This is a genomic window from Sulfitobacter dubius (assembly GCF_900113435.1).
In the GTDB taxonomy this organism is placed as follows: Bacteria; Pseudomonadota; Alphaproteobacteria; order Rhodobacterales; family Rhodobacteraceae; genus Sulfitobacter; species Sulfitobacter dubius.
Genome location: NZ_FOPG01000001.1, coordinates 887992 through 907814, shown reverse-complemented (window position 1 = coordinate 907814; position 19823 = coordinate 887992). Strand labels below are relative to the sequence as shown.

20 protein-coding genes are annotated in these 19823 nt (G+C 60.6%); 15 read left to right on the top strand and 5 right to left on the bottom strand.

Annotated features, from left to right (window positions below; all coding sequences use genetic code 11):
* Positions 1-5 precede the first annotated feature (5 nt).
* The 10 genes from BM229_RS18295 to BM229_RS04400 all read left to right on the top strand — a co-directional run bounded on the left by BM229_RS18295 (position 6) and on the right by BM229_RS04400 (position 11879).
* A complete protein-coding gene (locus tag BM229_RS18295) occupies positions 6-1022 on the top strand; it encodes an ABC transporter permease (RefSeq protein ID WP_208604022.1) in 1017 nt (338 codons plus the stop codon).
* A complete protein-coding gene (locus BM229_RS04440; protein ID WP_093926445.1) occupies positions 1019-1888 on the top strand; it encodes an ABC transporter permease in 870 nt (289 codons plus the stop codon). The genes BM229_RS18295 and BM229_RS04440 overlap by 4 nt, the downstream gene beginning before the upstream one ends.
* Positions 1885-2907 (top strand): ABC transporter ATP-binding protein, encoded by a 1023-nt coding sequence (locus tag BM229_RS04435; RefSeq protein WP_093926444.1) that lies wholly within the window; start codon positions 1885-1887, stop codon positions 2905-2907. Before BM229_RS04440 ends, BM229_RS04435 begins: the two co-directional genes overlap by 4 nt.
* Positions 2904-3956 (top strand): ABC transporter ATP-binding protein, encoded by a 1053-nt coding sequence (locus tag BM229_RS04430; RefSeq protein ID WP_093926443.1) that lies wholly within the window; start codon positions 2904-2906, stop codon positions 3954-3956. The genes BM229_RS04435 and BM229_RS04430 overlap by 4 nt, the downstream gene beginning before the upstream one ends.
* Positions 3953-5221, top strand: coding sequence for an aminotransferase class III-fold pyridoxal phosphate-dependent enzyme (locus BM229_RS04425; protein WP_208604021.1), 1269 nt, complete (start codon positions 3953-3955; stop codon positions 5219-5221). Before BM229_RS04430 ends, BM229_RS04425 begins: the two co-directional genes overlap by 4 nt.
* Positions 5218-6087 (top strand): transketolase, encoded by an 870-nt coding sequence (locus tag BM229_RS04420; RefSeq protein ID WP_093926442.1) that lies wholly within the window; start codon positions 5218-5220, stop codon positions 6085-6087. Before BM229_RS04425 ends, BM229_RS04420 begins: the two co-directional genes overlap by 4 nt.
* Complete coding sequence (locus BM229_RS04415; protein WP_093926441.1) at positions 6084-7109, top strand: transketolase family protein; 1026 nt, start codon at positions 6084-6086, stop codon at positions 7107-7109. Before BM229_RS04420 ends, BM229_RS04415 begins: the two co-directional genes overlap by 4 nt.
* 249 nt (positions 7110-7358) lie before the next feature.
* Positions 7359-8303 carry a helix-turn-helix domain-containing protein gene (locus BM229_RS04410; protein ID WP_093926440.1) on the top strand — a complete coding sequence of 315 codons (945 nt, stop codon included), beginning with the start codon at positions 7359-7361 and terminating at the stop codon, positions 8301-8303.
* Positions 8304-8403: 100 nt separating this feature from the next.
* The gene (locus BM229_RS04405) at positions 8404-9822 is read left to right on the top strand and encodes an aldehyde dehydrogenase family protein (RefSeq protein ID WP_244152108.1); all 1419 of its coding nucleotides are present in this window, start codon (positions 8404-8406) and stop codon (positions 9820-9822) included.
* Positions 9823-9896: 74 nt separating this feature from the next.
* Entirely contained in the window at positions 9897-11879 is a 1983-nt protein-coding gene (locus BM229_RS04400; protein WP_244152107.1) for a copper amine oxidase, read from the top strand.
* 652 nt (positions 11880-12531) lie between these two features.
* Here the strand turns inward: BM229_RS04400 and BM229_RS04390 are convergent.
* Entirely contained in the window at positions 12532-12744 is a 213-nt protein-coding gene (locus tag BM229_RS04390; protein WP_093926438.1) for a hypothetical protein, read from the bottom strand.
* A 112-nt stretch (positions 12745-12856) separates the two neighbouring features.
* Between BM229_RS04390 and BM229_RS04385 the strand changes: the two genes are divergently transcribed.
* Positions 12857-13402, top strand: coding sequence for a YaeQ family protein (locus BM229_RS04385; RefSeq protein ID WP_093926437.1), 546 nt, complete (start codon positions 12857-12859; stop codon positions 13400-13402).
* A gap of 47 nt (positions 13403-13449) precedes the next feature.
* Here BM229_RS04385 and BM229_RS04380 read toward each other — a convergent pair whose 3' ends face one another.
* Entirely contained in the window at positions 13450-13896 is a 447-nt protein-coding gene (locus BM229_RS04380) for a hypothetical protein (protein ID WP_093926436.1), read from the bottom strand.
* A 156-nt stretch (positions 13897-14052) separates the two neighbouring features.
* The gene (locus BM229_RS04375) at positions 14053-14619 is read right to left on the bottom strand and encodes a carboxymuconolactone decarboxylase family protein (protein ID WP_093926435.1); all 567 of its coding nucleotides are present in this window, start codon (positions 14617-14619) and stop codon (positions 14053-14055) included.
* A gap of 99 nt (positions 14620-14718) precedes the next feature.
* Here BM229_RS04375 and BM229_RS04370 point away from each other — a divergent pair, with 99 nt between their 5' ends.
* Positions 14719-15291: a TetR/AcrR family transcriptional regulator gene (locus tag BM229_RS04370; RefSeq protein ID WP_093926434.1), complete on the top strand. Its 573-nt coding sequence runs from the start codon at positions 14719-14721 to the stop codon at positions 15289-15291.
* 12 nt (positions 15292-15303) lie between these two features.
* On the opposite strand, the gene BM229_RS04365 is transcribed toward BM229_RS04370, so the two are convergent.
* A complete protein-coding gene (locus BM229_RS04365; protein WP_093926433.1) occupies positions 15304-15918 on the bottom strand; it encodes a hypothetical protein in 615 nt (204 codons plus the stop codon).
* A 122-nt stretch (positions 15919-16040) separates the two neighbouring features.
* Here BM229_RS04365 and BM229_RS04360 point away from each other — a divergent pair, with 122 nt between their 5' ends.
* The 3 genes from BM229_RS04360 to arsH are packed head-to-tail and all read left to right on the top strand — an operon-like array spanning position 16041 to position 18208.
* Positions 16041-16370, top strand: a complete 330-nt coding sequence (locus BM229_RS04360; protein WP_093926432.1) for an ArsR/SmtB family transcription factor — start codon at positions 16041-16043, stop codon at positions 16368-16370.
* A 29-nt stretch (positions 16371-16399) separates the two neighbouring features.
* Entirely contained in the window at positions 16400-17458 is a 1059-nt protein-coding gene (gene arsB, locus BM229_RS04355) for an ACR3 family arsenite efflux transporter (RefSeq protein ID WP_093926431.1), read from the top strand.
* Positions 17459-17497: 39 nt separating this feature from the next.
* On the top strand, positions 17498-18208 hold the full coding sequence (gene arsH / locus BM229_RS04350; protein ID WP_093926430.1) for an arsenical resistance protein ArsH: 711 nt from the start codon (positions 17498-17500) through the stop codon (positions 18206-18208).
* A gap of 64 nt (positions 18209-18272) precedes the next feature.
* On the opposite strand, the gene BM229_RS04345 is transcribed toward arsH, so the two are convergent.
* Entirely contained in the window at positions 18273-19712 is a 1440-nt protein-coding gene (locus BM229_RS04345) for an aldehyde dehydrogenase family protein (protein ID WP_093926429.1), read from the bottom strand.
* Positions 19713-19823: the final 111 nt, after the last annotated feature.

The following is a 19823-nucleotide window of genomic DNA, read 5'->3' as shown; positions in this document are numbered from 1 at the left end:
AGGCCATGCTGCGCTATCTCATACGCCGGGTGCTGGGAGTGCCGTTTCTCCTGCTTGGCGTGGCCAGTGTGGCCTTCATCCTGTCGCAAAGCACGAAGGGCGATCCGCTTTCCGCCCTCGTGCCCGAGCGGATGATGAACAACCCCGAAATCGTGCAGGCCGTGGAGGCGCAGTGGGGTTTGGATAAGCCTTTGCCGGTGCGTTACGTCGTCTACATGAAAAATCTGGTGCAGGGCGACATGGGCACCTCCTTTAACACCCGTCGCCCCGTCGCCCGCGATATTGCCGAGCGTTTGCCCGCGACCTTGGAACTGGTGGTCGCCGCGATGATCGTCGGCACCACGCTTGGGATGGCAATTGGCTTGCTGTCGGCACGGTTCCGTCACTCGATCTTCGACAATGCTGCCCGCGGATTCGCCCTGCTTGGGTCCTCGCTGCCGATCTTCTGGTCGGGTCTGATCATGCTTTATATCTTCTCGGTACAGCTTAAATGGACGCCCGGCACGGGACGGCTTGATGCCCGGACCCAAGCGCCAGAAGGGGTCACCGGGTTTTATACCGTCGATGCGCTGCTGGCCGGGAACGGCGGACTTTTCATCGAGGCGCTAAGCCATCTTGCGCTGCCTGCGCTGGTTTTGGGCTGGTCGGTTATCGGCATTGTCGCCCGACTGGTCCGCTCATCGCTGCTTGATGCGCTTGGGCAGGACTATGTGCGTACAGCACGGGCCAAGGGCGCATCCGATCGGGTCGTGCTGATTAACCACGCGCTGCGCAACGCGCTTATCCCGGTGCTCACGGTGTTGGGCTTTACCTTCGCCTACCTCATCACGGGCGCAGTCCTGACCGAGGCGATCTTTAGCTGGCCGGGCATCGGCTCCTATGCCGTGTCGGCCGCGCGTTCGCTGGACTATCCCGCCATTGGCGGCGTCACCATCGTCGGCGCGACGGCCTTCCTTTTGGCAAATCTGGTCACCGACATCGCCTATGCTTGGGCCAACCCGCGCATCAAGGTGTCGGGATGAGCGCGGTCGAGACATTGCGCCCCGCAAGCCCCAGCCGGGCTCGCCGTGCATGGACCTTTGTGCGCCGCTTGCCCCTAACCGGACAGATCGGCATCCTGATCCTTTTGTTTTGGGCCGTGACCTTGCTGACCGTTCAGTTCTGGCCGCTTGTCGATCCGCTGATGATGGCCGGGCGGCGGTTGCAGCCGCCCTCCGCTGACCATTGGCTGGGGACTGACGCGCTTGGTCGTGACGTTCTGTCGCGGACCCTGCATGGGTCAACTTATACGATCCCCGTGGCTCTTATGGTGGTGGTCTCTGCCGTTGTAATCGGCTCGGCCTTAGGGGCTGCGGCGGGCTACCTTGGCGGCTGGACGGATGCAGTTATCATGCGGGCCGCCGATGTGACTTTGTCCTTCCCGCCGATCCTGCTGGCGATGACCGTCGCTGCGACCTTGGGGCCGGGATTGCCGAATGCAGGCCTCGCGATGGTGATCGTCTGGTGGCCGATCTATGCGCGGCTGATGCGCGCACAGGTGCTTGAGGTCCGCACCCGCGAACATGTCGAAGCGGCCATCGCAGGCGGAGCCGGGCGCGGGCGCGTGCTGGTGGTGCATATCCTGCCGCTGTGCTGGACGCCCACGCTGATCAACGCGACGATGGACTTCGGGCAGGTGGCGCTGCTGGCCGCCTCGCTCAGCTTCATCGGTCTGGGGGCTGTGCCGCCAAGCCCGGAATGGGGCAGCATGATCTCGGAAGGGGCGGCGAAATTCTATAGCTGGTGGATCGCTTTTGGTCCCGGCATGGCGATCCTTTCTGTGGTGCTGGCAACTGCATTCTTGGGCGACGGTCTGCGCGACGTGCTGGACCGCAGGGGGCCGAAATGAGCGCCGCACCCCTTTTGGAAATCCGCGATCTGCGCGCCGCTTTTCCCGGCCCGCATGGTCCGGTCGAGGCGGTGCGCGGCATTGACCTTATGCTTGACGCAGGCGAGGTGCTGGGGGTCGTGGGCGAGAGCGGGTCGGGCAAGTCTGTGGCGATGATGGCCCTGCTACAACTGCTGCCACCAAGTGCCATCGTCAGCGGCTCGGCCCGGTTCAAGGGGCGCGAGTTGGTTGGCATGCCGCGTGGGGAAATCCGTCAGATTTTGGGCCAAGAGATCGGCTGTATCTTTCAAGACCCGCTGAGTGCCTTCAACCCGGTCCTGACCATCGGCGACCAGATCCTTGAAGCGATCCGTCTGCATGACCGCAAGATCAGCACGCAAGACGCAAAACGCCGGGTGCTGGACCTTTTAGCGTCAGTCTCGATCCCACAGCCAGACCGCCGCGTGGACCAGTATCCGCATGAATTCTCCGGCGGGATGCGCCAGCGGGCGATGATCGCCATGGCGCTTGCCAATAATCCCAGCCTGCTAATCGCTGATGAGCCGACCACCGCGCTTGATGTGACGGTGCAGGCGCAAATCCTTGATCTGTTGCGGCAATTGGCTGCGGAGCGCGGGATTGGCATGGTGCTTATCACCCATGACTTAGGCGTTGTGGCGGGCATGGCGCGGGACATCGCGGTTATGTACGGCGGCCGGGTGGTCGAAACCGGTACGGCAGATGACATTTTCTACGACACCTGCCATCCCTACACGCGCGGCCTGATCGCCGCGATGCCCCGGCTTGAGAAGATCACCGAAAAACTCGTGTCCATCGAAGGCACACCGCCTTCAATCTTTGACCGCCCCGCAGGGTGTAGCTTCGCGCCGCGCTGCAAACTGGCACTCCCTGATTGCCGCGCGACCGACCCGTCCCTGCGCCCAGTACACCGCACATCCGTGGCCTGCCTGCGTGCCGAAGAAATCGTTGCAGGCACGCAAGGTGCTGTGCGCGCAGAATTTGAGAAGGGGGCATTATGATCCAAACACCTCCCTCCCAGCCAGTTCTGTCGGTGCGTAACCTCTCCAAGGATTACCCCGTCGGTTCCAACCTTCTGGGCACCAAGCCAGGGCAGCTTTTGCGGGCGGTCAGCGACGTGAGCTTTGACGTAGCACCGAGCCAGACCTTTGGGCTGGTGGGGGAAAGCGGCTGCGGTAAGACGACGCTGGGCCGCTGCATCCTGCGATTGATTGAACCCACCGATGGCGAGATCGTGTTGGCCGGGGCCAACATCACCCGGCTTGATGCGGCGGATATGCGGCCTGTCCGGCGGGATCTGCAAATCGTGTTTCAGGATCCGATGTCCTCGCTGCATCCCGGCATGACCATCCGGCGCATTCTGGCCGAAGGGATGCGCCTGTTAAAGCTCGACGCCAAAGCGACCGAGACGCGCATTCGTGACCTGTTGGAGCTGGTGCAGTTGCCACAAGACGTGGCAGACCGATATCCGCACGAGCTTTCGGGCGGACAACGGCAGCGCATCGGCATCGCCCGCGCCATTTCGGTCGACCCCAAGGTGGTGGTGCTGGATGAGCCTGTCTCGGCGCTGGATGTGTCCATTCAGGCGGGGGTGTTGAACCTGCTGCGTGATTTGCAGGACCGGCTAGGGATCGCCTTTTTGTTCATCGCCCATGACCTTAGCGTGGTGCGCTATATTTCGCACCGGATCGCGGTGATGTACCTTGGCCAGATCGTTGAAGTCGGTCCGGCAGATGCGGTGTTTTCAGCTCCGCAGCACCCCTACACTCAGGCGTTGCTTTCGGCGATCCCGATGGCCGACCCCCGCGCCGAGCGCAGCCGCAAACGGACCATGCTGAAGGGCGATTTGCCCAGCCCGCTGAACCCGCCTTCGGGCTGTCGTTTCCGAACCCGCTGCCCCCGCGCGCAACCGCTTTGTGCAGAAGTCAGCCCAGCCCTGACGCCGGGCGCGGATGATCATGCCGTCGCCTGCCATTTTCCGGGCCCCGATCCGGCGCTGGACGGCATGGCATCCACAATCACAAATTCTCATAACGGAGCGGATAGATGAATTCGCCTATGCTTCAGACCAACGAGTCTCAGGACAGCCGCCTGCGCGCGCGCGCCGCACGCGTCATTCCCGGCGGCATGTGGGGGCATCAGCGTGCCGAAGCACTGCCGAAGGGCTATCCGCAGTTCTTCGCTAGTGGCAAAGGCGCACGGGTGACCGATGTCGACGGACGCGAATACATCGACTTTATGTGCGCTTGGGGGCCGATCATTCTGGGGCATCAGCACGAGGGCGTCGAAGCGGCTGCGGCCGCACAGACGAGTGCGGGGAACTGCCTCAACGGACCGACCGAACATGCCGTGATCCTTGCGGAGCGTCTGGTAGACACCGTGGCCCATGCGGACTGGGCGCTTTTGCAGAAAAACGGATCGGACGCGATGACCACCTGCATTACCACCGCCCGTGCGGCAACAGGACGGCGCAAAATTCTTATCGCGAAAGGGGCCTACCACGGGGCGGTTCCTTGGTGCTCGCCTTCGCTGGTGGGTGTGACCAGCGAAGACCGCGCGCATCTGCTGCATTTCACCTTTAACGATGTCGACAGTCTTGTCGCGGCGGTCGCCGACGCGGGGGGCGACCTTGCCGCGATCGTGGTTTCGGCGTTTCGTCATGACCTTGGTATCCCGCAGGAATTGCCGACCGAAGCCTTTGCCCATGCGGTGCGCAAACATTGCGACGACAGTGGCGCGGTCATGGTGCTTGATGACGTGCGGGCGGGATTTCGGCTTAATATGGCCGGATCGTGGGAAGGGACGGGCGTGCGCCCAGACCTGACCGCCTTTTCCAAGGCTATTGCCAATGGTCACGCGCTTTCAGCCGTCACCGGCAGCGATTGGCTGCGCGACGCGGCCAACAGCGTGTTTGTAACCGGCTCATTCTGGTACGCCGGGGCGCAGATGGCTGCGGGGGTCGCGACGCTGGATGAATTGACGCGGATCGATGGCCCCGCGCTGATGGCCCGCGCCGGACACCGGCTGCGAAACGGATTGGACGAACAGGCCGCGCGCCATGGCTTTGCCCTCAACCAAAGCGGACCAGTGGCAATGCCGCTTGTGCAGTTCGCAGGCGACGACGCCAAAGCCTCGCTTGGCGAGGCGTTCTGCGGAGAGGCGTTGCGCCGCGGGGTCTATCTGCACCATCGCCACAATATGTTTCTGAGTACAGCACATACGGACGCCGAAATCGACTGCGCGCTGGAGGCCACAGAGGATGCGTTCGCGGCCTTGGCGCGCAATCGCCCCAAAGATCAAGGAGACGCCGCATGAAACCCGAGCGCAACAACGTCAGTCTGTCGGTTCTGGAAGAAAAGGCGAAGTTCATCCGAACCGAGACCGTGCGACTGTCCCGCATTGCCGGGGCGGGGCATTACTCATCGACATTCTCCTGTGCCGAACTGCTGGCGATCCTCTACTACGATCAGATGCGCCTGGAGCCGGGGCAACCACAGTGGCCCGAGCGGGATCGCTTTGTCATGTCCAAGGGGCATGCCGCCATCGGGCTCTACCCCGTGCTGGCAGATCTGGGGTTTTTCGACCCCTCTGAGCTCGACACCTATACCCGGCTGGGGTCAAGCTACGGTGACCATCCGGATATGAAGAAGGTCAAAGGGATCGACTTTTCCTCCGGCTCGCTGGGGCATGGGCTTTCTATCGGCGTTGGCATGGCGCTGGCAGCCCGGATGACGCAGCGCGACTACCGGACCTACGTGATGCTTGGCGATGGCGAGTTGAGCGAGGGACAGATTTGGGAGGCTGCAAATTCGGCTGGGCATTTCGGACTGCAGAACCTCGTGGCCGTTGTGGACCGCAACGGTCTCTCGATCGACGGGCATACCGAAGACATCATGACCGTTGAGCCGATGGAGGACCGCTTTGCAGCCTTCGGTTGGGAGGTGCAGCGCATTGATGGCCATGACCTTAACGCCGTCCGCGAGGCATTCGCGCGCCTGCCTTCGGGCCGCAACGGGCGACCGCAGGTGATCATCGCCGACACCGTAAAAGGGCGCGGCGTGGCGCATATGGAGATGTCGCTCGATTGGCACGTCGGCAACCTTGTGGGCGAAGACTACGACGCCGTGATGGCCGAGTTGGAAGCAGGCCTGAGACCCTATGAGCCGGAGAGCATGGCATGACCAAGGATATGCAGGACGAGAGCGAGATTTTTCGCGGCACCACCACCGGCAGCACCCGGCTGCGCGATGCCCGTTCGGTACGCGGCACGCCCAAGGCCGGGATGCCGGCCTTTGTATTGGGAGAGGAGCTTGCCGATCTGGCCGACAGCGATCCGCGCATTGTTGTGGCGACGGCGGATCTGGCTTCGGCCAACCGCACCAATGATTTTCGCGACCGGCACCCTGAGCGTTTCGTGAATTTCTCCATCGCGGAGAAGAACATGATCACGGCGGCGGCGGGCATGGCTTCGACCGGCTTGGTGCCCTATGTCGCGACCTTCGCCAGCTTTGCGGCGATCCTCGGGGCTGAGGCGATCCGCACAGACTGCGCCTATCCGCGCATGAAGGTCCGAGTGCTCGGCAGCCACTCTGGCATGTCGATGGGGTTCTACGGAAGCTCGCATCATGCGTTGGAAGACCTCGGGATGTTGCGCTGTATGGCCGATCTGACGGTGGTTTGTGCCACAGATGCCAATCACCTGCGCGCGATCCTGCGCGCCTCGGTTGACCATCCCAAAGCGATGTACATCCGGCTGGGCCGGGGGCGCGATCCCGAAGTTTATCCGTCCGTGCCGCAGATCACTTTCGGTAAGGCGGCACGGCTGCGCGAAGGGACCGACTTGACCATAATCACCTGCGGCTCGCAGGTCCGCGCCAGCCTCGACGCGGCAGAGGTTTTGGCAGGCGAGGGGATCTCTGTTCGCGTTGTTGACATGTTCACGATCAGCAAGATGGATCGCGATGAGATCAAGGCCGCTGCCGCGGAAACTGGGGCGATCCTGACCATAGAAGAGCACAACATCACCGGCGGTCTCGGATCAGCGGTGACTGAGGTGCTAATTGACCTGCCAAGGTGCAGGTTTCGCAAGCACGGCGTTCCAGACAAATACGTCGAAGTCGGTCCACCCGCAGCACTTTATGCGCATTACCGATTGAATGCGGAGGGTGTCGCCGAAATCGCGCGTGAGTTTCATTCATCTTGAAGGTTGATGTGAGCTTGGCGTTTAGCTCTCATCTGAGCCCGTCAGCCTGCGGCGTTTTAGGTTTCGATGCAGCTTTGTGCCGCAATCTATACTTCGGTGCGGCCGGACGGTGGAAGGAGCGAAAGCACCTCTTTAGATGTTGTAAACCGTCAATCGGCCTTCGTTCGACCGCGCTTGATGCATGCAAATGAATGCGATAACCTTTTCTAAGGGGCGCCACAGCGCGGGTTTCTGAGGGGTTGCGGGATCATGAAAGCACTGAGCCGAATCTCGACGAAATCCACGCCTATCGAAGTCCTACGCAACGACATTCTACAAATCTGCGGCGCTTTTGAGGTGGAACCAGCGCGCCACGGGGGGCCGTCTCATGGTCGGGCGCGGAAACAAGGAATGGGTGGGTTCGAAGCCGCACTGGTCTCGCTCGATGCCCAGGAAGCGGCCCGCACGCAGACTTGCATCCGGCGCGATCCGGGCGAATATTTCTTTATGCTGGTGCAGGATGTCGGCGAATGCGTGGTGCATCAAAACGGTGCATCGACCCTTTTGCGGCCCGGCGATATGTTCATCGTCGACGCGACCCGCCCCTCGAAATTTGTCTATGACGGGCAATTGGCGCATCAGATTTCAGTGCACCTCCCCCGGGATGAGATGATTGGCAGGTTTGGTGGCGTCTGCGATGGCGGCGTGGCGATTGACCGCAATGATCCCCTGTGGCTGGCGCTGCGCGCGGTGCTTTACAAGATGATGCACTGCCCGCCCGAAACCGGCTTGCAGTTGAGCGAAGCGTTTTATGGGCTGATGGGGGCCTATTTCCACGAGCGGCGCAGCCAGACCTTGGATGCACGTGGGCAGGTCATGGAGCGGGCTCTACAACTCATGACCCGACACTACCGCGATCCTGAGTTTGGGCCGAGCGCTTTGGCGCTGCACTTGGGCGTATCGCTGCGCAGCTTGCAGCGCTATTTCGAACCCTTGGGCGAAACGCCCGGTCAGCGTCTGTTGCAATTGCGCCTGACACAAGCGCACGCAGAACTCTCCCGCCGAGGGCCCAAAGAGGTCGCTGTCGCCGACTGCGCCTATAGCTGCGGCTTTAACGATCTTTCGCATTTCTACCGCGCCTTCCGGCAGCGTTACGGCATGACCCCCGGTGCCGTTGTCGCACAGGCCCGCGACGGTGGCGCGATCGTCCAATAGGGCTGTCGCGTTATCCCAAGATGCCCGTCCAATCCGCGCCTAACCTCCTGCCCGAGGAGGCGTTTCGGCACAGTGCCGGAACGGGATGACGGAGGATATCATGAAAGACACCATTGATAGCATCGGCCTGATTGCGGGCGGTACGCGGGTTGAAGCGGGCGCGCGTTTCCCGGTGGCCAATCCCGGCACGGGCGGCCAAGCAGGCACGGCGCCCGATGCCGGTCAGGCGGAATTAGACCGCGCAGTTGCTGCGGCAAAGGCGGCTTTCCCCGCGTGGTCGGCCAAATCCGACGAAGAGCGCGCCGCCGCGTGCACAGCCGTGGCCGATAAGATCGAAGCCCATGCGGAGGAACTGGCCCAGCTTGTCACCGCTGAACAGGGCAAACCCTTGGGTGGCATCGGTTCGCAATGGGAGTTGGGCGGCGCGGTCGCTTGGGCGCGTTATACCGCCAGCCTGTCGCTGCCGATGGAAGTGCTGCAAGACACGCCTGAGGGCCGGGTCGAGATGTACCGCAAGCCGCTCGGTGTGGTGGGGTCGATCACCCCGTGGAACTTCCCCGTGCTGATCGCGGTCTGGCACATTCTGCCCGCGCTGCGTAGCGGCAATACTGTGGTCAGCAAACCATCCCCGATGACCCCGCTCGCGTCCCTGCGCATGATTGAGTTGATGAACGAAGTACTGCCAGCAGGCGTGGTCAATTCCGTGAGCGCCGCCGATGGCGCCTTCAACATGGGCGCGGCCATGTCGGCGCATCCGGACATCGCCAAGATCGTCTTTACCGGCTCTTGCGGGACCGGCCAGAAGGTCATGCAATCCAGCGCTGAGACGATGAAGCGTCTGACCCTTGAGATGGGCGGCAACGACGCGGGCATTGTCCTGCCCGATGCCGATCCACTGGCGATTGCCGAAGGGCTGTTCTGGGGGGCCTTCATCAATAACGGCCAAACCTGCGCCGCGATGAAACGGCTTTATGTGCACGACGATATCCACGACGCGGTCTGTGACGCACTGGTCGCCTATGCACGTAACATCAAAGTGGGCGAAGGCACGCAGGAGGACAGCGTCCTTGGCCCCGTCCAGAACCAGATGCAATTCGACAAGGTGGCGAAGCTGGTGGCGCAGGCCAAGGAAAGCGGGCAGGTTCTGCTAGGCGGTGAACCGGGCGAGGGGCTGTTCTACCCGCCGACGATCATCGCCGGGATGAGCGCCGACGACCCGCTGGTCTACGAAGAGCAATTCGGCCCCGCGCTGCCGATCATCCGCTATAGTGATCTCGACGATGCGCTGGCGCAGGCCAATGCGCTGGACGTGGGCCTTGGTGGTTCGGTCTGGTCGTCGGATAAATCGGCTGCCAAGGAGGTGGCGAAACGGATGGAATGCGGCTCGGTCTGGATCAACAGCCACGGCATGATCCAGCCCAACGTGCCCTTCGGGGGCGTCAAGAAGTCAGGCTTCGGCGTCGAGTTCGGCGAAGAGGGGCTGAAGGAATACACCGACATTCAGGTGATTTTCGCCTGACGCTGGGAGGCGAGGGCGATCATTCGGTGTCCGCCATGGCGGGCGCCTTCAAGAAAAACATGAAGGGAGACAGCATGTTACGTAAAACTCTACTCGGCGGGGCCGCGGCCCTTGCCTTGACTGGCGGGGCGTCATTCGCGCATCCGCTCGATGGTTTTTCCGGTGAGGAATACCAAAAGATCAACGAAATCCTGCGCGCAGGCGATCTGGCGGGGGATGACACGCTCTATCCGCTGATCGAATTGATCGAGCCGCCCAAGGCCGATGTGCTGGCATGGAACGAGGGCGACACGCTCGACCGCCGCGCGATGGTGCATATGTCCAACGCCGACAACAGCGGCTTTGTCGAGACCATCGTGAACCTGACGACCGGAGAGATCGAGAGCAGCGCGCCCACCGAAGGGCAGCCGATGATCCTTTTCAACGAGTTTGCCAACGCTATGACCGCCGCGCTAGAGCATCCCGACATGATCGCGGGGCTGGAGAAACGTGGGCTGACGCCGGATCAGGTGTTCTGCCTGCCGCTCACTGCGGGCAACTTCTTCTCTGAAGAAGACGACGGCACGCGCTTGATGAAAGTGCCTTGCTACGTGTCGCCCGAAGGGTCGAATTTCTATGCCAAACCGATTGAGAACATCTATGCCGTGGTGGACCTGCAAACCGGCAAAGCGCTGCGGGTGATCGACGAAGGCAATGTAGCAATCCCCGAAGACGGCTGGGGCTACACGGGCGAAGAGATCGAGGCGCGCACTCCACAACGTGCCGCGACCAATCCCGCCGTGCTGACCCAAGAGGGCGGGCCGAATTTCACCTATGCCGATGGCGCGCTGGAATGGGACATGTGGCGCATGCGTCTGCGGGTCGACAAACGCCCCGGTCCAGTGCTGTCGAACATTGACGTGAAGGATGGCGAGGAGTGGCGCACGCTGCTCTATCAAGCGCATCTGTCTGAGGTCTTCGTGCCCTATATGGACCCGAGCGCCGGGCTCTATTGGCGGACCTATATGGACAGTGGCGAATATGGTTTCGGGCTGTTCCTGACCCCACTGGTGGCCGGGATCGACTGCCCGTCTTACGCGACCTTCCTGCCAGCAATGATCGCGGGTGACGATGGCCAGCCGCTGGAGATCCCCGACGCGGTCTGCATCTTTGAGCGGAACATCGGTGATCCGGCGTGGCGGCACTTCGAGGTCTTCGCTCAAGGCCCCGATCAATACACCCCCGCCGAGGGTCGCCCCGAGACCGAGTTGGTGGTCCGCACAGCGTCCGAAGTGGGCAACTATGACTATCTGATCGACTACCGTTTCAAACAGAACGGCCAAATGGAGATCAAGATCGGTGCCACAGGTCTCGACGGTGTGAAAGGCGCTGATGCGACTTCGATGGATGATCCTTCGGCAGCGCGTGAGACAGAGTACGGCACGCTCATCGCGCCCAATCTGGTGGCGGCGAACCATGACCACTACTTCAACTTCCGGCTCGATTTCGACATCGACCAGCCCAGCAACCGCTTCATGACGATGGACATTGTGCCTGCCGAAGTGGCCGAAGACAGTCCGCGCCGGTCCCTATGGAAGGTCGAGCATAACATGCCCAAATCCGAGGCCGAGGCGACCTATCAGGTGTCTTCGTTCAAGCCGCGCTACTTCATGCTGCAAAACCCCGACCGCAAAGGCCCGTTGGGGCACAAGCCGGGCTACATGATCCACCACGGCAGCGTCGCCTATGGGCCTTTCGACTTTGAGAACGACCCCCCGATGATCCGCAACGCCTATATCGAGAATTCGGTATGGAACACGGTGCATGATCCTGAGGAACGTTATGCTGGCGGCAAGTTCGCTTTGCAAAGCGACGGCTCCGACACGCTGGCGCAATGGGTCAAGGAAGACGCGCCGCTACAGGATCAGGACATCGTTACGTGGTTCACCGCGGGCTTCCACCATGTGCCCCGCACCGAAGATTGGCCGGTGATGTCGACCGAATGGAAGACCGTGCATATCATGCCGCACAACTTCTTCCCGATGAACCCGGCGATCACGATCCGCGATCCTGAATAAGGGCGCGTGCGAAAGAAGAAAGGCGAGCAGCGCAAGCTGTTCGTCTTTCTCAAGCACAAGGTAGAGTTATCTTGAGAGGCGTGTCGGCCTTGAAGCCATCCCGGCAGCTATTTTCAAACTCGCAGTGGAACAAGGCGAGCGAGAGACCATTTATCCTTCCGAAGTCGTCTGAGGCCTTTGCGGCAGTTTGGCATTTTCTTGCCCTTTCGCCCTTGACGCAGACGTCTCTCCTCAAACTCATGGCTTAACGAAAAGCAGGACCAGAGCCCCGAAAATATAATCGCCAGACCGCCCGTGCAGGGCGCAATGTTCGGAATAGGGCGCCGCGCCGAGCCCGATAGCGCCGCGCGCCGGTGAAGCCCGGAATGCGAACGCGCTCTTCCATATGCTCCCGGTCATACCACCGATTGAAATCAGCCTCATGATCGGGGTCTATATCGCTCCAGACGAGAAGCTGGGCCTGATCGGTCGTACGGATATTGCTGCATTCTGCATCCTGATCCTCGGGCAATGTTCTCCAGTCACGTGGCGGGGCGCGGTCGATATGCGGTCAATCTCTGTCGATTGTTGTTGGGGCCCCCTTGCCGAGATGGGGTCCAACGACAAACGGGATTATTCAGGGGGGTGTTAGTGTGTTCCGATCAGCCCCGTTTCAGGCCGCGCTAGGTCTGGCGCTGATGAGGTTCTGCGCAGGCTGGGCCAGATCGGCACTGGTTTCGTAGGTCGCCACATCGGAACTGCGCCGCCAGATGCAATACAGCGGCAGGGGCGACAGTTTCGCATCGACATCAAGCTCATAAATACCCCTCCCGGCTGGCCGCAAGCCATGAGGTAAGGTCAGCCCAACGATAAAGTCACTGCCCAAGCAGAAACATAGGGTCCTTGGTCAAATGCGTGACGCTGGCCATCGCTATCGCCTTTCCTCGGCAGCCCCAAGCGCGTAGGCAGCCCGTAACCCAGAAAAATTGAGACATATCATGGCGCAGAATGCCACCATCTACAAAGTCGAACTGTCGGTCTCTGACATGGACCGCCACTATTACGAGACCCACAAGCTGACCATCGCCAAACATCCTTCGGAAACGGATGAGCGGCTGATGCTGCGTCTTGCGGCCTTTGCCCTGAACGCCCATGAGCATCTGGAAATGACAAAAGGCCTGTCGACCGACGATGAGCCGGACATCTGGCAGAAAAGCCTAAGCGGGGAGTTGGATGTTTGGATCACGCTCGGTCTGCCAAGCGAGAAGGTCTTGCGCCAGTCCTGCAACAAAGCGGCCAAGGTGGTGGTCTATCCCTATGGCGGCCGAACGGCTGAGGTTTGGTGGGACAAGATCAAGAACAGCACAACCCGTTTTGACAATCTCGAAGTGGTCAACCTGCCCGAGGCCGACACGAAAGCGCTGGCCGATCTGGCAAACCGCGCGATGAAGCTTCAGGTGATGATCCAAGACGGCGAAGTGACGGTCAATCTGGAAGAGGCGTTGGTCACACTAACGCTTGATCGATGGAAAAGCGCCGCCTGATTCATACTGCGGGCGCGGCAGGGAGCAATTCACCTGCCGCGCTCGATTTACGCCGTTTGTTTGCGTTGCAACGCCGCGATGACATAGCCGATCACCATGGCCATCCCGACATGTCCGACAAAGGATGACTGCGTGTAAGCGCCAAATCCCATCATAAAGCTACGCCCGATCAGTGGTGCCAGAAGCCCCTGTGCGACAAACCAAAGCACAAGACCCGACAGCGCCCCTGACAGCACTAGCCCCAGCCGCGTCAAGCGATGCGCGAGCCAGACCGTGGCGGAAAAGCCTGCGATGCCAATGGCGATATGCAGCGCAAACCCAAGCCAATAGGGCAGGGTAACCCCGATAAGCTTAGCAAGTGCTACGACAAGGTTCGCCGGGGCGAGTGCGACGCCAAAAAGGAGGGGGGACAACAGCCAAGCATAAAGCTCAAAGGCGATTTCACCGGCAAGCCCTGCCAGTGCGAGGGTGCGAAGGGTCTGAGTGAGGGGCATGGGGGCGGTTCTCTTGAAGAAGGACAGCACATTTGGACCACCAGCAGCCAATTAGGCGTTGGGGCAGATATCTGTCGGCCATGGAAGGGAGAATGGGCGCGCTACGTCCGCGCGAAGGCGAAAAAAGGCGCGCCGCAATCGGGCGCGCCTTTAACTTTATACGTCGAGTTTGTTGTCGCCGCGGCTCCATGCCAGGGGTTGGAAAACTTCGTCCACGGGGGTTTCGGCCACGTGGTTGACGTAGTTCGAAATGGTTTTCTGCGCCATGCCAAGGATCACGTCCAGCACCGCGCGGTGGCTGTAACCTGCGTCAAAGAACGTCTTCATCTGCTCGTCAGAGACAAAACCCCGGTTGCGCACCATCTGAACGGTAAAGGTCCGCAACGCTTCCAGTTTCGGCGTGGGCAGTGCGGTTTCATTGCGCAGCGCGTCGCTGATCTCGTCCGAGACTTTCATCATCTTTGCGATGCCGGTGTGGGCGGGCACGCAGTAGTGGCACTCGTTCTCAACGTTGATCGACTGCCAGACAACGGTCAGCTCTTCGGCGTCGAAATCGGTCTCGGTGAAAAGCTTGTGCAGCACCTGATAGCCTTCATAGGCCTGCGGGCTTTCTGCCAGCACCTTGTGAAGGCCGGGCAGGCGGCCAAAGGCTTTTTGCGATTCCGCCAGCAGCGGTTTGGAAGCTTCGGGCGCGCTATCTTGATCGTGGGACGGGAAGTTCATGTTTTTCGCCTTTGTAATTCATTGATGATTGTTAATTAGGGTTTCTTGAGCGATCACTCAAGTATATATTTGAGTGATCGTTCAACATTTGGTGATCCCATGCCCCGCAAACCCAACCATGACCGGAATGAACTCATCGCCCGGGCGCGTGATCTGTTTTGGCGACAAGGCTGGGCGGGCACGTCGCTTAAAGACCTCGAAGCGGTGTTGAAAATGAAGCCCGGTAGTTTCTACGCAGCCTTCGGATCAAAAGAGGCGCTGTTCGAAATCGCAATGGATAAATACGCCGAAGACGGGGCCGGACGTTTGGCCGAATTGGTCGAGGCACATGGCCCGATGGCGGCGCTGAAACGTTATCCCGAACTGGCGATCTGCCGCGAGGAGGCCCCGGCAAAAGCCTGCATGCTGTCCAAGACTTTGTTAGAACTACAGGCGCATGGCCACCCATTGGCTAAACGTGCCAGCGCGCATCTCATGGGGATGGAAGAACAATTTGCGGCCCTTTTCTCACAGATGCAGCAGGACGGAGAGATTGCCGCGACGCATGATCCGAAATCACTGGCGCGGCGCTATCAAAGCGATCTGCTCGGCCTGCGCGTCTCGGCCGAGCGGGAGGGGATCGACGCCCATGCCATCGCCCGTGAAATCGCGGAAGGGCTGGACCGGCTGTAACCACAGCCGCCGCTATTCGATCTGCTCTTCCAACATGGCAGTGATCTTGCGCCGTTGAAAAATATTTCGGATCTGATGCGGCATGATCCGTTCCGGCACGAAATAAGGCTTGCCGTCTTTCCACTCCGCCCGGAACTTATGCCGCGCGGCGATCAATTTGGTGGAGTGGCCATCTGCTGCGGCGACGGTCAAATCCATCTGGCGCACTTTGTCGAACAGACCCTCGGTACCGATACGCGATTCGGCCCGACGCAAAAGATCAAGAAAGCTGCCGATGTCGATGAAATCGCCGCTTTTTATCGGCCCTTGGTTGGTGCGGGTCAGCGGGTTTTCAACCTCATTCAACGCGACTTCTTCGCGTTCGGTGACCTTGACGTGATAGGTTTTTTCATCGGTTACGACCCGCGCCATCACTTCTAACAAATAGATCGGTTCAGCGCCCATATTGGTGACGAAGCAATGCGCGTTTTCATCTCGCGCGATAGAGCGGTTGATCAGGATCACCGCCTGTCTCTGCCGCCGAAAATTCAGCCATAGGATATGCAGATAGGCCAGCCAGACCACTGCCGTAAAAAGGCTGACCGCGACCTGCAATGTCGCGGAATTCTCTGCAATCCACTCCAACATCTTCTGCCTCCCCTGTCTTGTCTAGCGCAGTCGCCAAATTAACGCGTAGGCCAGCGCATCGTTGCATTCAGATTGACACAAGGGGCTTGACCCGCCAATATTATATCAATAATTCACGATATATGGATAATGAAAATGCTCTCCAAGCCTTTGCCGCCTTGGGCCAACCGACCCGACTGGATGTCTTTCGCCTGCTGATTAAAGCGGGGGGCAAGGGGATGTCCGCCGGAGAGATCGGCACCGCGCTGAACGTGCGGCAAAACACAATGTCTGCCAATCTTTCGGTGCTTGCCCGCGCCGGCCTGATCCGCAGCAACCGAGAAGGGCGCAGCATCCGCTATTTCGCCGATATGAACGGGCTGCGCGCGCTGCTGGGGTTCCTTTTGGAGGACTGCTGCGGCGGGCAGCCAGAGCTTTGCCAACCCCTGCTGGATGAGTTGACCTGCTGCTAACCCCCGAAAACCACGAACGAAAGACTGCCATGACCGATATTGCACAACCTGCCGCCGCTGGCCTTGGAACCTTTGAACGCTGGCTCTCGCTTTGGGTGGCACTGGCCATCGGCGCGGGGCTTTTGCTAGGCAATCTCTTTCCCGACCTCTTTGGCGCACTGGCCGCGCTTGAGGTCGCCTCGGTCAACCTACCGGTGGCGGTGCTGATCTGGGCCATGGTCTTTCCGATGATGGTTGGCGTTGATTTCGGTGCGCTGCGGCAGGTGGGGGAGAAGCCCAAAGGGCTGGTGGTGACGCTGGTGGTCAATTGGCTGATCAAACCCTTCACCATGGCCGCCCTTGGGGTGCTGTTCTTCAACTACGTCTTCGCCGGGTTGATCCCACCGGATGATGCGCAGGCATATCTGGCGGGGGTGATCCTGTTGGGGGCCGCGCCCTGCACCGCGATGGTTTTTGTCTGGTCCAACCTCACGCGCGGCGATGCCACCTATACGCTGGTGCAGGTCAGCGTGAATGACGTGATCATGGTCTTTGCCTTTGCGCCGATCGTGGCTTTCCTCTTGGGCGTGACCGACATCACCGTGCCTTGGGACACGCTACTGATCTCGGTCGGGCTTTACGTCATGCTGCCGCTGCTGGCGGGCTATCTCACCCGTGAGCGGTTGGTGGCCAAAGGCGGAGAGGCGGCAGTCGACGCCTTTAAGGCCCGCGTGCAACCCTTTGCGATCATGGGGCTTTTACTAACCGTGGTGCTGCTCTTTGGCTTTCAGGGCGAGGTGATCCTTGACCGTCCGCTCGTCATCGCGCTGATCGCCGTGCCGCTGCTGCTGCAATCCTACGGCATCTTCTTTATCGCCTATGGTGCTGCGCGGGCGTGGGGCATTCCCTATAACGTCGCCGCACCCTGCGCGCTGATCGGCACGTCGAACTTCTTTGAACTGGCCGTCGCCGTGGCGATCAGCCTTTTTGGGCTGGGGTCCGGTGCTGCCTTGGCCACCGTTGTGGGCGTCTTGGTCGAAGTGCCGGTTATGCTGTCGCTCGTGGCCTTTGCCAACCGCACGCAGCATTGGTTTCCCATCTCCAAGTGAAGCTCATCCGATAACCCACTGCCGCCTAAGGAAATTCCCGTGACCGATACGCCGAACATTGAAGAAGACCACTTCAACCCCGTCGACGATGCCCGCCTGCTGTCGCCCGAGCGCGCCACCCACGGCCCGCGCATTCTGCTGCTCTACGGCTCGCTCCGCCCGCGGTCCTTCAGCCGCCTGATGACCGAGGAAGCCGCCCGCATCCTCACCCGCCTCGGGGCCGAGACGCGGACATTTAACCCCACGGGCCTGCCGCTACCCGACGATGCAGAACCAGAGCACCCCAAGGTGCAGGAACTGCGCGATCTGGTGTCATGGTCCGAAGGCATGGTCTGGTGTTCGCCCGAGCGTCACGGGGCGATGACGGGCGTCATGAAAACCCAAATCGACTGGATCCCCCTGTCGCTGGGCGGGGTGCGCCCGACTCAAGGCAAGACCTTGGCCGTGATGCAGGTCAGCGGCGGCTCGCAAAGTTTCAACGCGGTGAATCAGTTGCGAATCTTAGGCCGTTGGATGCGGTTGCTGACCATTCCCAACCAATCCTCAACCCCCAAAGCCTTTTTGGAGTTTGACGAGGATGACCGGATGAAACCCTCACCCTTCTATGACCGGGTGGTCGACGTGATGGAGGAACTGGTGAAGTTCACCCTGCTGACCCGCGACAACAAGGACTATCTGCTCGACCGATATAGCGAGCGCAAAGAAAGCGCTGCGGAGCTTTCCAAACGGGTGAATCAAAAGGCGATCTGACCGCCAAAACGCAAACGGCAGGGCCAATCTTGGCCCTGCCGCATTATGCTACGCTAAAAAGCGATCAGTCGTTGGACCAGCCCGAAACGGCTTTGACTTCGCAGAAGTCCTCGATCCCCCAGACGCCGCCTTCGCGCCCGTTGCCCGAGCGTTTCATGCCGCCAAAGGGCGCGCCGGCGCCACGGCTTTCGCCGTTCATCTCAACCATGCCCGACCGCAGCTTAGCCGCCAGACGGTTGCGCCGCGCGCCATCGCTGGACTGGACGTAGTTGGTGAGGCCGTAGACCGTGTCATTGGCCATCTCGACGGCTTGATCTTCGTCCTCGAACTTCATGATCGCTAAGACGGGGCCAAAGATTTCCTCGCGGGCGATGGTCATGTCGGACGTGACATCAGCAAAAACCGTGGGTTTGACGTAGAAACCGCGGTTCAGATGCTCGGGCCGTCCGGTGCCACCGGCAACCAGCCGTGCGCCTTCGTCGATGCCTTTCTGGATCAGGTCTTGGATCTTGCCCCATTGCGCCTCGTTCACGACAGGGCCGATGTGGCGACCCTCTTCGCTGGCGGGGCCGACTTCGACCTTATTGGCGACTTCGGCGGCCGTCTCGACCGCTTGGTCATAGGCGCTGGCTTCGACGATCATCCGGCTTGGTGCGTTACAGCTTTGGCCGGTGTTGTTCATCATATGCAGCACGCCGCGTTTCACGGCCTTGTCGTCGGCATCGGCGAAAACAAGGTTCGCGCCTTTGCCGCCAAGCTCCAGATGGACCTTTTTCAGCGTATCCGCCGCGTTCTTTGAAATCGCGATGCCCGCGCGGGTGGAGCCGGTGAAGCTCACCATATCCACGTCTTCATGGCCGGTCAGGGCGGTGCCCACGGTCATACCATCGCCGTTCACAAGGTTAAAGACACCGGCGGGGAAGCCTGCCTCATCCATCATCTCGGCAAAGATCACCGCGCTCAGCGGGCTTTCCTCGGAGGGTTTCAGCACCATGGTGCAGCCCGCGGCGACAGCAGCGCCCACTTTCAGCATCACTTGGTTCATCGGCCAGTTCCACGGCGTGATCATCGCCACGACGCCAACCGCCTCATGGATGATCCGGTCGTTCGGCGCGTGATCGCCCAAGGGCTTCACGAATTTGAAGTCTTTCGCCGCTTTGATGAAGTTCTTCAGGTGGCTATAACCAGCGCCCCATTGCGAGCTGCGCGCCATTTCGATGGGCGCGCCCATCTCGGTGCTGATTGCTTGGGCCATGTCCTCGGTGCGGGATTTATAGACCTCGGCCAGTTTCTCCATCAGCGCGATACGCTCTTCGGGGGCGGTGGCCATCCAACCGGGCAGGGCGGCCTTGGCCGCTGCCACGGCGGCGTCCACATCCTTCGGCCCGCCGAGCGAGATCACGGTGCAGGGTTCTTCGGTCGACGGGTTGATGACCTTATGTTCACTGCCCTCAAGCGGGGCGACCCATTTACCGTCGATATAGAAATCACGTTTTTCGATCATGCTCTGTCTCCGTTATTGGCCAAGCGGGCGTCTTGGTTGCCGCTTAGAAGTGTCCGGGAATCGCCGGCTCCCGATATGCCTAGGACAATTTTACGGGGCGGAAAAGTTCAG